This window comes from Streptomyces spiroverticillatus, assembly GCA_014650415.1.
Taxonomy (GTDB): Bacteria; Actinomycetota; Actinomycetes; order Streptomycetales; family Streptomycetaceae; genus Streptomyces; species Streptomyces spiroverticillatus.
The window spans coordinates 265,053-278,512 of the sequence record BMUX01000002.1 but is presented as its reverse complement, the minus strand read 5'-3'; the positions used below and the strand labels follow the sequence as shown (position 1 = coordinate 278,512).

At 72.5% G+C, this 13,460-nt stretch carries 10 protein-coding genes; 7 read left to right on the top strand and 3 right to left on the bottom strand.

Features of this window, described 5'->3' with window-relative positions:
- The first annotated feature begins 129 nt into the window (after positions 1 to 129).
- The 3 genes from IE269_RS05585 to IE269_RS05575 are packed head-to-tail and all read left to right on the top strand — an operon-like array spanning position 130 to position 3,379.
- Positions 130 to 1,038: a VOC family protein gene (locus IE269_RS05585; protein WP_189821612.1), complete on the top strand. Its 909-nt coding sequence runs from the start codon at positions 130 to 132 to the stop codon at positions 1,036 to 1,038.
- On the top strand, positions 1,026 to 1,652 hold the full coding sequence (locus IE269_RS05580) for a flavin reductase family protein (protein ID WP_229897843.1): 627 nt from the start codon (positions 1,026 to 1,028) through the stop codon (positions 1,650 to 1,652). Before IE269_RS05585 ends, IE269_RS05580 begins: the two co-directional genes overlap by 13 nt.
- Positions 1,649 to 3,379 carry an FAD-dependent oxidoreductase gene (locus IE269_RS05575; protein WP_189821611.1) on the top strand — a complete coding sequence of 577 codons (1,731 nt, stop codon included), beginning with the start codon at positions 1,649 to 1,651 and terminating at the stop codon, positions 3,377 to 3,379. Before IE269_RS05580 ends, IE269_RS05575 begins: the two co-directional genes overlap by 4 nt.
- On the opposite strand, the gene IE269_RS05570 is transcribed toward IE269_RS05575, so the two are convergent.
- Together IE269_RS05570 and IE269_RS05565 are read right to left on the bottom strand one after the other, a co-directional pair.
- Positions 3,339 to 5,057, bottom strand: a complete 1,719-nt coding sequence (locus IE269_RS05570) for an ankyrin repeat domain-containing protein (RefSeq protein ID WP_189821610.1) — start codon at positions 5,055 to 5,057, stop codon at positions 3,339 to 3,341. The genes IE269_RS05575 and IE269_RS05570 overlap by 41 nt on opposite strands.
- A gap of 71 nt (positions 5,058 to 5,128) precedes the next feature.
- Positions 5,129 to 6,025 (bottom strand): hypothetical protein, encoded by an 897-nt coding sequence (locus IE269_RS05565; protein ID WP_189821609.1) that lies wholly within the window; start codon positions 6,023 to 6,025, stop codon positions 5,129 to 5,131.
- Positions 6,026 to 6,212: 187 nt separating this feature from the next.
- Between IE269_RS05565 and IE269_RS05560 the strand changes: the two genes are divergently transcribed.
- A complete protein-coding gene (locus tag IE269_RS05560) occupies positions 6,213 to 7,001 on the top strand; it encodes a S1 family peptidase (protein WP_189821608.1) in 789 nt (262 codons plus the stop codon).
- Positions 7,002 to 7,264: 263 nt separating this feature from the next.
- Here IE269_RS05560 and IE269_RS05555 read toward each other — a convergent pair whose 3' ends face one another.
- On the bottom strand, positions 7,265 to 9,022 hold the full coding sequence (locus IE269_RS05555) for a glycoside hydrolase family 35 protein (RefSeq protein WP_189821607.1): 1,758 nt from the start codon (positions 9,020 to 9,022) through the stop codon (positions 7,265 to 7,267).
- 135 nt (positions 9,023 to 9,157) lie between these two features.
- Between IE269_RS05555 and IE269_RS05550 the strand changes: the two genes are divergently transcribed.
- From IE269_RS05550 to pepN, 3 genes are all read left to right on the top strand, one after another.
- Complete coding sequence (locus IE269_RS05550) at positions 9,158 to 10,036, top strand: helix-turn-helix domain-containing protein (RefSeq protein ID WP_189821606.1); 879 nt, start codon at positions 9,158 to 9,160, stop codon at positions 10,034 to 10,036.
- 20 nt (positions 10,037 to 10,056) lie between these two features.
- Positions 10,057 to 10,425 carry a chorismate mutase gene (locus IE269_RS05545; protein WP_189822058.1) on the top strand — a complete coding sequence of 123 codons (369 nt, stop codon included), beginning with the start codon at positions 10,057 to 10,059 and terminating at the stop codon, positions 10,423 to 10,425.
- 223 nt (positions 10,426 to 10,648) lie between these two features.
- Positions 10,649 to 13,240 carry an aminopeptidase N gene (gene pepN, locus IE269_RS05540; RefSeq protein ID WP_189821605.1) on the top strand — a complete coding sequence of 864 codons (2,592 nt, stop codon included), beginning with the start codon at positions 10,649 to 10,651 and terminating at the stop codon, positions 13,238 to 13,240.
- Positions 13,241 to 13,460: the final 220 nt, after the last annotated feature.

The window sequence follows — 13,460 nt, the reverse complement described above, 5'->3', positions numbered from 1 at the left end:
ACTGCCGGGGGCGCCGCCCCCGGACCCCCGCTCCTCAACCGCCGGAGGGGCTGGTCTTTCCCCGCCGGAGGGGCTGGATTCTCCCTCGCCGGAGGGACTTGTCCGGCCCCCTTTCCTAAGGAACCGACCATGGACATCCGCGCTCTTGGCTACCTGCGCCTCGAAACCACCAAGCTCGACGAGTGGCGCACCTACACCCTCGACATCCTCGGCATGGTCGAGGCCGAAGGCTCCACCGAGCAGCAGCTGAACCTGCGCATCGACGACCGCATCCACCGCTTTCAGATCGTCGCCGGTGAGACCGACCGGCTCCTCGCCGCCGGCTTCGAGGTCGCCAGTGCCGCCGCGCTCGCCGCCACCGCCGCCGAACTGGAGGCCGCCGGAGTCGTCGTCAAGCAGGCCGACGCCGCCACCCTCGCCGAGCGCCGCGTCCAGGGCCTCATCCACCTCCAGGACCCCAGCGGCAACCCGCTGGAGATCTTCTGGGGCCAGGCCCAGGACCACAGCCCGCTCGGCACCCCGTACGGCAACCGCTTCGTCACCTCGACCCCGAAGGCCGGCAACCTCGGGCTCGGGCACGTCGTGGTCCCCGCACCGGACACCGAGGAGACCCTGGCGTTCTACGAGAACGTCCTCGGCTTCCAGCTGCGCGACTCGATGAAGCTGCCGCCCGTCGCCGTGCCCACGGGCAAGCCCGGCGAGGACTTCTACACGATGCACTTCCTCAGCCCCAACCGCCGCCACCACAGCCTGGGCCTCTACCCGGGCGCGCTGCCGCCCGGCATCGTGCACTTCATGGTCGAGCTGGAAACCCTCGACGACGTCGGTTACTGCCTGGACCGCATGCAGAAGGCCGGAGTGCCGATCGCCTCCTCTCTGGGCCGTCACTCGAACGACCACATGGTCTCCTTCTACGCCCAGGCGCCGGGTGGCTTCCAGGTCGAGTACGGCTGGGACGGACTGATCGTCGACCCCGCCGACTGGGTGGCGAAGGAAATGACTTCGGACAGCTTCTGGGGCCACCAGTGGAACGGCTGACGGGCCAACCCTCCGCTGATCACCTCGTACGGGAAGAACGGCCGGGAGCCGCAGGGGAGTTCCCGGCCACCCTCACCCCTTCGGGTGAACCCGACCGCCCTGCCGGGACGGAGGCTGCTGCCGGGACGGACACCCCCGTCGACCCCGCCCGCTTCCGCGACGTGCTGGGACGTTTCGCCAGCGGCATCACCGTCGTCGCCGCCCTCGACGAGGGCGGCGACCCGGTGGGTCTCGCCTGCCAGTCCTTCGCCTCGCTCTCCCTCGACCCGCCGCTGGTCCTGCTCTGCGTCGGGAAGAACTCCAGCAGTTGGCCCAAGGTCGAGCGGGCCCGCCGCTTCGGCGTGAGCATCCTCGCCGACGACCAGGCCGACACCTGCGCCGCCCTCGGCCGGCGAGGCGCCGACAAGTTCGCCGGGGTTGCCTGGGAACGCACCCAAAACGACGCGGTCCGCATCAAGAACGCGCTGGCCACGGTCGATTGTGAGCTGTACGCCGTCCACGAGGCGGGTGATCATTACGTGATCACCGCCCGCGTCCTCGACCTGGACGCGCGCCCCGACGGATCGCCCCTGCTCTACTTCCGCAGTGACTACGCCACCGGAGTGTTCACATGACCGATTCTCCGTCGACCGCCTCCCCGCACTGGGACCACACCTACGACGTCGTCGTGGTCGGGTCCGGCGCCGCCGGAATGGCAGCCGCCCTCACCGCCCGGCTGCGCGGCCTGAGCGCCCTCGTCGTGGAGAAGACCGACAAGTACGGCGGCTCCACCGCCCTGTCCGGCGGCGCGATCTGGGTGCCCACCAACTTCCACCTCGACGAGGCGGGCCTCGGCGACACCCGCGAGAAGGCCCGCGCCTACCTCGACGCCACCGTCGGCGACCGGATATCCGAGGACCGCAAGGAGGCCTACCTCGACCACGGGCCGCGCATGGTCAAGGAGTTCCACGACCGCACCGACGTGCAGTTCATGTACACCCCCGGCTACTCGGACTACTACCCCGAGGCCATGGGCGGCATGGCGCAGGGCCGCTCCATCGAGCCCCGCATCGCCGACCTGAAGAAGCTCGGGCCGCTCGCCGCCGACATGCGCCGCGCGGGCCTGCCCACGTACGGGCTCACCATCACCTCGTACGACTTCCGCTACGTCAACATGATCAGCCGCACCTGGGCCGGCCGGAAGGCCTCCGTCCGTGTCGGTGCGCGGGCCGCGAAGGCGCTGGTCACCGGCAAGAAGCTGCTCTCGCTCGGCGAGGCGTTGATCGCCCGGCTGCGTTTGTCGCTGGACAAGCACGGCGCGGACCTGTGGCTGTCGGCCCCGCTGACCGCTCTCGTACGCGACGAGGACGGCGGCCGGATCACCGGCGTGCGCGTCACCCGCGACGGCAAGGAGGTCTCCGTACGGGCCAAGGGCGGTGTCGTCCTGGCCTCCGGCGGCTTCTCGCACAACCAGGAACTGCGGGAGAAGCACCTTCCGGCACCCACCTCCAGCGCCTGGACGCACGCCTCCGAGGGGCAGGTCGGCGACGCGCTGCGGCTCGGTGAGGAACTGGGCGCGGCGACCGACCTGCTGGACAAGGTGTGGGGTGCGCCGTCCGTCTGTCCGCCGGGCGAGAACTCCTTCTTCCTGGTCGCGGACCGTGGCATTCCGGGCATGGTCATCGTCAACGCGGCGGGGGAGCGGTACGCCAACGAGGCGGCCCCGTACCACCAGTTCGTCGACGCGATGTACGAGGCGGACCGGCCGGACGCGACGACCGTCCCGTCCTGGCTGATCCTGGACGCCCGCTCCAAGTCCCGGTACCTCTTCGCCGGCCTCTTCCCGGGCCAGCCCTTCCCCAAGTCCTGGACGCAGACCGGGTTCCTGAAGCAGGCCGCGACGATCGAGCAGCTCGCCACGCTCATCGAGGCGCCGCAACTGCCCTCGGCGGTCCGGAAGTTCAACCGCTTCGCCGATGCCGGCAAGGACGAGGACTTCGGGCGCGGGGACAGCGTCTACGACCGTTACTACGGCGACCCGACGCTGCCGAACCCGAACCTCGCCCCGCTGGAGAAGGGGCCGTTCTACGCGATCCCCGTCCACCCCGGCGACATCGGCACCAAGGGCGGTCTGGTGACCGACACCGAGGCGCGTGTGCTGCGCGAGGACGGCTCCGTGATCGAGGGGCTGTACGCGTCCGGGAACTGTTCGGCGGCGGTCATGGGGGAGACGTACCCCGGGCCGGGGGCGACGATCGGGCCCGCGATGGCGTTCAGCTGGGCTGCGGTCAACGACATCGCGGCGGGCGTCGCGGGCGCGGCTACCGGAGACGCGGCGTCGTCCACTCCAGGCGTCGCCTGAGGGTCTCGTCCTGTACGAGGGCGAGCGCGTCGCGGGCGATGCGGTGGGCGGGGGAGTCGGGGACTCCGTCCGCCAGCACGCGCCACAGGGCGGTGGCGGCCCGGGGGTCCTGGCAGGCGGCCAGACCTCGGGCCGCTTCGGCGTAGGCGGGGTGGGTGGGGGAGAGCGGGGGCAGGGTGGGGCTTGCCTCTGGCTCAGCCCCTGCCCCTGCCTCCGCCAGATCCGTCCGCTCCGTGTCCCGCCAGGGCGTGGGTGCGGTTGCCTGCGGCGCCGGTCCCCTACCCGCCCTTCCACCGTTCCCCGGGCGGGGCCCGGACCCCGGCATGTGCGGGTTCGTTGTGGCTGGGCGCGCAGTTCCCCGCGCCCCTGAAGGGGCGCCGTCGCCGACCTGTGCTGCCAAGGCCTCCCGTACCGGGTCGGTCGTCAGGCCGTTGAGCGCCGCCCGGGCCAACGCCTCCACCGCCGCCCCGCGCACCCCGAGGTCCCCGTCCCGCGCCAGCGTGATGAGGGCGGTCGTCGAAGCCTCCCCGAGTCCCAGCCGCCCCAGCGCCCTCGCCACCCTCTCCCGTATCCCCGCATCCGCGTGTCCCGCGTGCCCCAGCACCTCCGGCAGCCCCGCCGCATCCCCGTGCCGCCCCAGCGCCCGCACCGCCGCGCGCGTCAGGTGCGCCGGGCCCTCGCGCGAGGCGAGCGAGCGCAGCAGGGGGACCGCCGTCCCACTGGTTCCCACCCTCGCCAGCACGTCCGCTGCGAAAGTTTGGTGGAGGAAGCCGGAGGAAGTGGGGGCCTCCGCGCACCACGTCGCCGCCGCCCGGAACGTCTCCCCGTCCGCCCGTTGCCACAGCGCCGCCACCGCCTCCCGCCAGTCGTTGCCCTCCGGGTCGCCGGAGCGCACCGCCCGCTCCGCCAGTTCCGCGACCGGCGTGTGCACGCCGAGTACGCACTCCAGGCGCGTGACCACGGCCGCGTGCGCCGTCTGCTGCTCGTCGGACGCCACCGGTATGCCGTCCCGCAGCAGCTCCACCACCAGCGTCGTGCCGCCCTCCTCCACCACGCTGCGCGCCGCGAACGCGTCGCCCTCGCGCACCCTGTACATCTGTTGCAACCGTCGCCTCACCGTGTGCTCCACGTCACTTTCCAGCCACCCTCGCGCCTCCGCGAGTGCCGCCTTCCGGTCCGCCGCCCGGTGCCGCAGCAGCGCCCGCACCGTCGCCGGGGAGCCGCGCCGCGCGGCCAGGACCAGGGCCGACTCGCCGCCGGGGCCCGGGAGGTCGGGGTCGGCGCCGCGCGTGAGGAGTTCCTCCACCGTCTCCGCGTGGCCGCGGCCCGCCGCCCAGGTCAGCGCGGTGAAGCCGTAGTCCTCGCGCAGGTCGGGGCGGGCCCCGGCCGCCAGCAGCGCCCGTACGACCTCGGTGTGGCCGCCGACCGCCGCCGCGCACAGTGGCAGGTCGCCGCCCTCGGGGCCGCACGGGCGGTCCGGGTCCGCGCCCGCCGCGAGCAGCGAACGCACCGCCCCCGGGCGGTCGTTGACCGCCGCCGCATAGAGGGCCGTGGTTCCGTCGGTGTCCGTGGCCTCCGCGGGGACGCCTGCCCGGAGCAGCCGCACCACAGCGTCGTCCTCGCCACCGTGCACAGCCTCGAACAGGTCCCGCAGGCCCGCTGTCGGGTCGTGGTCCATCCCTCGACCCTACGCGGACCGCCGAGTGTTCCCGCAGGTCAGGGGCTGTGCGGGCGGGAGTGACGAACGAGTCAGGTGTCGCAGGACAGCACCGAGCGGCACAGCCCGCAGCGCGCCCTGAGCGCCCCGCGCACCGGCAGGCGCAGCCGCTGGTGGCAGGTCGGGCAGGGGAACGAGACGCGCAGGGCGGCCGGTTCGCCCTCGAAGGCGTACGGGGCGAGGGGGCCCGGCGTGCCCGAGCCGCCGTTCTCCAGGGCGTGCCGGCGGTCCTTGGCGTAACGGTGGCGGGCGAGGCGGCCGGCCTCGGTCAGGGGCGGCTGCCGGGTGTCGCGGAGTGCCTGCGCCATGCCCTTCGTGTACGCCGTGTACGCCTCCGCGCTGGTGAACCAGGGGGCCGGGTCCTCGCCGAACACGAGGGCGCGCTTGGCCAGGACGTAACCGAACTCCTCCGGCGTGAGATAACCGAGCTTCTGGCTGGAGGCCCCGTCCTGCCGGAAGGCGTCCAGCAGCAGCCAGCCCGCGCCGAGGTACGTGGTCACCGTGTCGGTGAGGATCTCGTTGTCGCGCGTGCCCGGCAGGGACAGGTCCAGGCGGTGCAGGAGGACGTGGGTGATCTCGTGCGCGAGGGCGGCGCCGATGTCGCGGCGGTGGTCGAGGAAGCGTTCGTTCAGCTCGATGAAGTACTCGGGTCCGGCGGTGAGTTCCACACCTGCCGCATGCTCCATCTTCCGGTAGCTGACGATCATCCGGGCGTCCGGAAGCCGCAGATGGGCCACGAGCGCGCGGGCCACCTCCTGGGCGCCGAGGTGCGGATCGTCCTGTACGGAGAAGGCGACGTCGGCCGGGAAGACGCTCGGCACGTACGCGTGCACCCCGTCCTCGCCGATCCGGCGGTACAGCGCGGTCAGCGCGCGTCTCACCGTGTCCAGATGCGGGAAGCCGTGCTCGACCTCGCTGCCGATGCCCATGCGTGCGCCCCTCTGCCACCACCGGTCCCGGACGTCCGGCGCGAGCTGGCCGAAAAGCAAGCCTTGTCGGCCGATGGATCAACTCCACATAATCCAACAGCGCGTTGACGGGCTCATGCCAGCGTTGCGTCGGTGTGTGCTCCCCCCAGTGCGCGTCCTTCTCAACCCCCCACTGAAAGGCACTCCGTTGAAGAACGTACTCCGTGCCGTCAAGAGATCCGCTGTCATAGGCGCCGTCGCCCTCGCCGCGATCAGCCTCCAGCCCGCGGGCGCGTCCGCGGGAACCGCCGGGACCTCCGGCACCCAGCCCGTCGTAGGAGGAACGCGCGCCGCCCAGGGCGAGTTCCCGTTCATGGTCCGCCTCTCCATGGGCTGCGGCGGCGCGCTCTACGCCAAGGACATCGTCCTCACCGCCGCCCACTGCGTCGACGGCTCCGGCAACAACACCAGCATCACCGCCACCGGCGGCGTCGTGGACCTCCAGAGCTCCAGCGCCGTCAAGGTGAAGTCCACCAAGGTCCTCCAGGCCCCCGGCTACAACGGCGACGGCAAGGACTGGGCGCTCATCAAGCTGGCCAAGCCGATCAACCAGCCCACGCTGAAGATCGCCACCAACACGTCGTACAACTCCGGGACCTTCACCGTCGCCGGCTGGGGCGCCAACCGGGAGGGCGGGGCGCAGCAGCGGTACCTGCTCAAGGCGCAGGTGCCGTTCGTGTCGGACGCGTCCTGCAAGTCGTCGTACCCCACCCTCATCGCCGGTGAGGAGATCTGTGCCGGGTACGCGCAGGGCGGCACCGACACCTGCCAGGGCGACTCGGGCGGGCCCATGTTCCGCAAGGACAACGCGGGGGCGTGGGTCCAGGTCGGGATCGTGAGCTGGGGCAATGGGTGTGCGCGGCCGAACTATCCGGGTGTGTACACGGAGGTGTCGACGTTTGCGTCGGCGATTGCGCAGGCGGCGTCGACGCTTTAGCGCGAGAGGGGGGCTCCTGTGCGGGCCGGTTCGTGGTTGCTGTTCCGGCCGGGGGCTCCGCCCCCGGACCCCCGGGATTCGCCCCGGTCCCGCCCCTTTCCCTAAAGCGCTCGCCGCGCGGCTTGGGTTTTGGTTGCTCGCGCAGTTCCCCGCGCCCCTTTCAGGGGCGCGGGGAACTGCGCAAGACCTCAGCCACGATGCCCCCGCGGGTTTAGGGAAAGGGGCGGGGCTGGGGAGAAAACCGCCCCGGCACCGGGTGCCGACTACTCGACCCGCACCGCACCGCGCCCCTGCGGCCCGCCCTCCAGCTCCAGCACCCACACCTCGTTCAGGCCCTCCCGCACCACCGCCCCCGGCACGAAGAGTGTCGACTGCGGGCCCGCCGAGGGCCAATAGCGGCCCACGCAGAAGCCGTTGACCCAGGCGAAGCCCCGCCCCCACCCGGGCAGCTCCAGCGCCGCGTCCCCGGCCGAGGCAACCGTGAAGCCGCCCACGTACAGCCCCGCCGGAAGACCGGAAGGCAGCGGCCCGGCGGACACCTTCCGGACGGCCTCCGCGTCCTCGAAGGAATCGAGGCGCAGGGCCCGGGAACGCACCCCGTGGAGGTACTGGCGTTCGTGCAGGACGCCCCCCGTGAGGCCCTTCGGTTCGCCGACCCGGGGGCCGTAGTTGACCCGGCCCAGCGACTCCACCCACAGGTCCACCGTCGCGGGACCGGCGACCGGCTCCGGCAGGTAGGCGTCCTCGGCGGTCAGCGTTCCGGCGTGCACGCCGTCGACGTACACCGAAGCCCGGTCGCGCAGACCCCGCACGCCCAGCGGGTACGGCTGCCGGGGGCCCGGGATCTCCACCCGGTAGCGGACCAGGCCCCGGCCCACCCCCAGCTCCTCGAAGGTCGCCGGAACGCCCCGTTCCGTCTCCTCGCCGCCCAGCGCGGACAGGACGTCCGGCAGGGGGGCCCAGCCCGTGAAGTCCACCGGGGCCGGTCCGGCCAGCCGTGCGGGCGGGGCGGGGACCTCGGGGAGCGGGCCGTCCGCGTACTCCGCCAGCACCTCCCGAAAGCGCCAGAACTTCTCCGTCGGGAGGCCGAATTCGTCGACGGGCGCGTCGTAGTCGTACGACGTGACCGTCGGCTGGAGTTCGCCGCCGTGCAGCTCGCCGGACCGGTTCGCCCCCGCCCAGCCCGCGAAGTTCGTACCGCCGTGCGCCATGTACAGGTTGACCGAGGCCCCGCACTCCAGGATCTCGCGCAGCGCCTGCGTCGCGTCACCCGCCTCCCGCACGACCTTCGCAGCACCCCAGTGCTCGAACCAGCCGCACCAGAACTCCATGCACATCAGCGGACCCGCCGGCTGGTGGCGGCGCAGGGTCGCGAAGGCCTCCCGCGCCCCGGAGCCGAAGTTCGCCGTGGCGAGGACACCCGGTATCGAACCGCCCGTCAGCATGTGGTCCTCCGGGCCGTCGGAGGTGAAGAGGGGGACCGTGATGCCGATCTCGCGCAGGAAGCCCGCCAGCCGGGCGAGGTAGGCGGAGTCGGAGCCGTAGCTTCCGTACTCGTTCTCGACCTGCACCATCAGGACCGGGCCGCCCCGCGTGATCTGCCGCTGCACGACCTGGGGGAGGAGCTTGCGGAACCACCGCTCCACCTGCCCCAGATACGCCCCGTCGCGCGTGCGCACGCGCGAGCCGAGCGGGCCGGTCAGCCAGTGCGGCAGCCCGCCGTTCTCCCATTCCGCGCAGATGTACGGTCCCGGGCGCACGATCGCCCACAGCCCGGCCGCGGCCGCCGCGTCCAGGAACCGGCCCAGCGCCTCCACGTCGTGGAACCGGCCCGGGTCCGGCTCGTGCAGATTCCACGGGACGTACGTCTCGACGCAGTTGAGGCCCATCGCCCGCAGCATCCCCAACCGGTGGTCCCACGCCGACTCGTGCACCCGGAAGTAGTGCAGCGCCCCGGACAGCAGCCGCACCGGTCGCCCGTCCAGCAGAAAGTCCTGGTCACCCACGGTGAAGTCAGCCACGGTCCCGCCCTCTTGAGAAGTCGACATCAAGGCACACACCCTCCCCTCTGGCGGGCGGGCGGGTCCATGGACAAAGATCAACGGAAGTTGGACGGTTGAGGGCGGACGAGGACGAGGCGAGGACGAGGGACGCGGATGTACCACACCTGGATGCGCTACTTCACCCCCAGCCCCACCCACCACAAACTCGGCCTGGTCTGCCTCGGCGTCGGCCTCCAGCACGGCGCCCTGCCCACCGTCGGCCCCCGCACCCTCGACCACCACGTCGCCGTCGTCATCAGCGCGGGCAGCGGATGGTTCCGGGGCGCGGACGGACGGCGTACGACCGTCACCGCGCCCGCGCTGCTCTGGGTCACCCCGGGCGTCCCGCACCACTACGGTCCCGATCCGGACACCGGCTGGGACGAGAGCTTCGTCGACTTCACCGGGCCCGCCACCGCGACGTACACCGAACTCGGCTACATAGAGCCCGACCGGCCTGTCGTCCCGCTCGCGGACACCGCCGGGGCGCGGGCCGCCGTCGGCCGCATCGCACGGGCCGCGCGGCGCGGGAACCCGCTCCTGGAGGTCGAGACCGGGGCCGCCGTCCACGAACTCCTCGTCGCCCTGCGCCGGGCCCGCGCCGACCTCGGCGCCGACGGCGACCCCGTCCTCGCCGCCCTCGCCCGCGACGCCTTCCAGCCGCTGTCCGTCGCCGAACACGCCGCCCGGCACGGCATGACCCCCGCCGAACTGCGCACCGCGGTGCGGCGCGGGGCCGGGTGCAGCCCCAAGGACTACCTCCTGGGCATCCGGCTCGGCCGCGCCAAGGAACTCCTGGCCGCCACCGAACTCCCCGTCGCGGCCGTCGCCCGCCGGGTCGGGTACGACGACCCCGCCTACTTCTCCCGCCTCTTCACCCGGCGGGTCGGCATCGCGCCCGTACGCTTCCGGGAGCAGCAGGGGCGGACCGTACCCGGTGGCTGGAGCAACCAGATCCCGGATCCCGAACACCCGCCGACGATCCCCACGTGATCGACGTAAGCTGCCTGACCATGACGACCAGCAACCTCGACTCCACCGGTCCCGCCGGTTCCGCCGGTCAGGCCGGTCCCACCGGTCCCGTCGACCCGTCCGTACGGGCCGAACTCGACCGGCTCCGCGACAGCATCGACAACATCGACGCGGCCGTCGTCCACATGCTCGCTGAGCGCTTCAAGTGCACGATGCAGGTGGGGCACCTCAAGGCCGAACACCACCTGCCGCCGGCCGACCCGGCCCGTGAGTCCCGGCAGATCGCCCGCCTGCGGGGGCTGGCCGAGTCCGCCAAACTCGACCCCGCCTTCGCCGAGAAGCTCCTCAACTTCATCATCGCCGAGGTCATCCGCCACCACGAGCAGATCGCCGACACCCCGGCCGAGTAACCCTCCCCGCCGACGGGGCGCCCTCCCACTTCCGCCGAGCCCCCTTGGGCGGCGGGGCCGCCCCCCGGGGGCGGAACGGGCGGGCAAGGGGGCGGCCCCTCCCGCTCCCGGCGGGCCCCGGCACCCTCCGCCCCACCCCTGTACCGGCTGCGCGCCCCCGCCCCCGCACCGGCTGCGCGCCCCGCATCCGTCCCCGCAATCCCGCATCGGCGACCATGTCCCCATGCCCGTACTGACGCGCAACGAAGCGCAGACCCGAGCCCAGCTCATCGAAGCCCGCCACTACACGGTCGACCTCGACCTCACCCAGGGCGACGACACCTTCGACTCCCGTACCGTCATCCACTTCACGGCACGCACCGCAGGCGACACCTTCCTGGAGCTGAAGCCCGCCACCCTGCGCTCCGTCACCCTCGACGGGCAGCCCCTCGACCCCGACGCCCTCGCCGACAACCGGTTCCCCCTCACCGGCCTCACCCCCGGCGACCACGAACTCCGCATCGACGCCGCCATGCGCTACTCCCGCACCGGCGAAGGCATGCACCGCTTCACCGACCCCGCCGACGGCGAGACGTACGTCTACACCCAGCTCTTCCTCGACGACGTCCAGCGCGTCTTCCCCGCCTTCGACCAGCCCGACCTCAAGTCCGTCTTCGAGGTCTCGGTCACGGCCCCCGAGGGCTGGAGCGTCGCCGCCAACTCCCGTGAGACCGGCCGCACCGACGACGGCCGATGGACCTTCGCCCCCACCCCCCTCATCTCCACCTACCTCGTCGCCGTCATCGCCGGCCCCTGGCACACCGTCCGCACCGTTCCCCAAGCTCTCGGCTCCGCTCGAGCAGGGGATACCCCATCCGCCGGGCTGCCCTTCGCCCTGCACTGCCGCCGCTCCCTCGCCCCCCACCTGGACCGCGACGCCGACGAGCTCCTCGGCATCACCAAGGACTGCTTCGACCGGTACCACGAGAAGTTCGACGAGCCGTACCCCTTCGACTCGTACGACCAGGCCTTCGTCCCCGAGTTCAACGCGGGCGCGATGGAGAACCCGGGGCTCGTCACCTTCCGCGACACCTACGTCTTCCAGTCCGCCGTCACCGACACCCAGCGCCAGTCCCGCGCCACCACCATCGCGCACGAGATGGCCCACATGTGGTTCGGCGACCTCGTCACCCTCCAGTGGTGGGACGACATCTGGCTCAACGAGTCCTTCGCCGAGTACATGGCCTACCAGGTCCTCTCCGAGGCCACCCGCTTCAAGGACACCTGGACCGCCTTCGCCATCGCGCGCAAGACCTGGGGTTACGACGTGGACCAGAGCCCCTCCACCCACCCCGTCGCCCCGGACCCCGAAGCCGTCCCCGACACCGCCACCGCCCTCCTCAACTTCGACGGCATCTCCTACGCCAAGGGCGCCTCCGCCCTGCGCCAACTCGTCTTCTGGATGGGCGAGAAGGACTTCCTCGCGGGCATCAACGCCCACTTCACCCGGCACAAGTTCGCCAACGCCACCCTCGCCGACCTCCTCGACAACCTCGCCACCGCCACCGACCGCGACGTCCACGCCTGGGCCGAGTCCTGGCTCCGCACGACCGGCGTCGACACCCTGACCCCCGCGGTCGCCGACACCGACGCGGGCTGGACCCTCGACATCGCCCACGCGGGCTCCCGCCCGCACCGGATCACGGTCGGGGCGTACGACCAGGACCTGGTGGACGCGGACACGCTCGTACTGCGCGAGCGCTTCGAACTCGACGTCCCGTCGAACCCCCGGGAGCCGGGCGCGGACACCGGCCCCGGACCCGACGCGGCCGCCGCCGCACAGGCCGGCGCGCCCCGCCCCGGGCGGCGGCCCGCCCTGCTGCTCCTCAACGACGGCGACCAGACGTACGCCAAGGTCCGCCTCGACCCCGCCTCCTGGAACACCGCGCTGCGCTCCCTCGCGGGCCTCCCCGACGCCCTCACCCGCGCCGTCGTCTGGAACGCCGCCCGCGACATGGTCCGCGACGGCCAACTCCCGCCCGCCGCCTACCTCGACGCCGCCCGCGCCCACCTCCCGTACGAGAGCGACCTCTCCGTCGTGCAGGGCGTCCTCGCGTTCGCCGCCCAGCAGATCGCCGACCGCTACCTCGGCCCGGACGAGCGCCCCGCCGCCCTCGGCACCCTCACCGCCCTCTGCCGCGACCTCATGCGCCGCACCGAGGACGGCAACGACCCCGGGCTGCGGCTGGTCGCCGTACGCCACTTCGTCGGGGCCGCGACCCAGCCCGACAGCATCCAGGACTGGTACGACAACGACAGCGTCCCCGGCGGACCCCTCCTCGACCCCGAACTCCGGTGGAGCATCCTGTACCGGCTGGCCGTGCTCGGCGCGACCGACGAGGCGGCCATCGACCGCGAACTCGACCGCGACCCCAGCGCCACCGGCCAGCAGGGTGCCGCCCGGTGCCGGGCCGCACTCCCCACCCCGGAGGCCAAGGCGGCGGCCTGGGACCGGCTCTTCGCCTCCGACGACCTCTCCAACTACCTGTTCACCGCCACCGCGCAGGGCTTCTGGCAGCCCGAGCAGACGGAACTCGTCGCGGACTACGTGCCCCGCTACTACCCGCAGGCACAGGCCCTCGCGGTGCGCCGGGGCCCGGCGATGGCGGAGGCGGCGGGCAACCACGCCTTCCCGCTCTACGAGGTGACGCCTGCCGCCCTGGCCCTCGGCGAGGAGCACCTGGCCTCGCCCGACCTCACCCCGGCACTGCGCCGCAAGCTGACCGACCAACTGGACGCCCTCTCCCGCGCCCTGCGGGTCCGCTCCACCAAGTAACCCCCTCCGCACCACCTTCGCCCGGCCCGCCGCAGCCCAACTGCGGCGGGCCGCACTCCTACCGCCCCCGGCACCGGGTGCGACACGGACGGGGCCCACCCCCTATACCAGCCCCCCACCCCCAACTCCCCCTCCCCACACCCCCGTACCACTTTCGAGTTGCGCTCGTTGTCCACTCCGGACACCCACCTCCTTCCCTGTACACCCTGGTGTGCCCGCA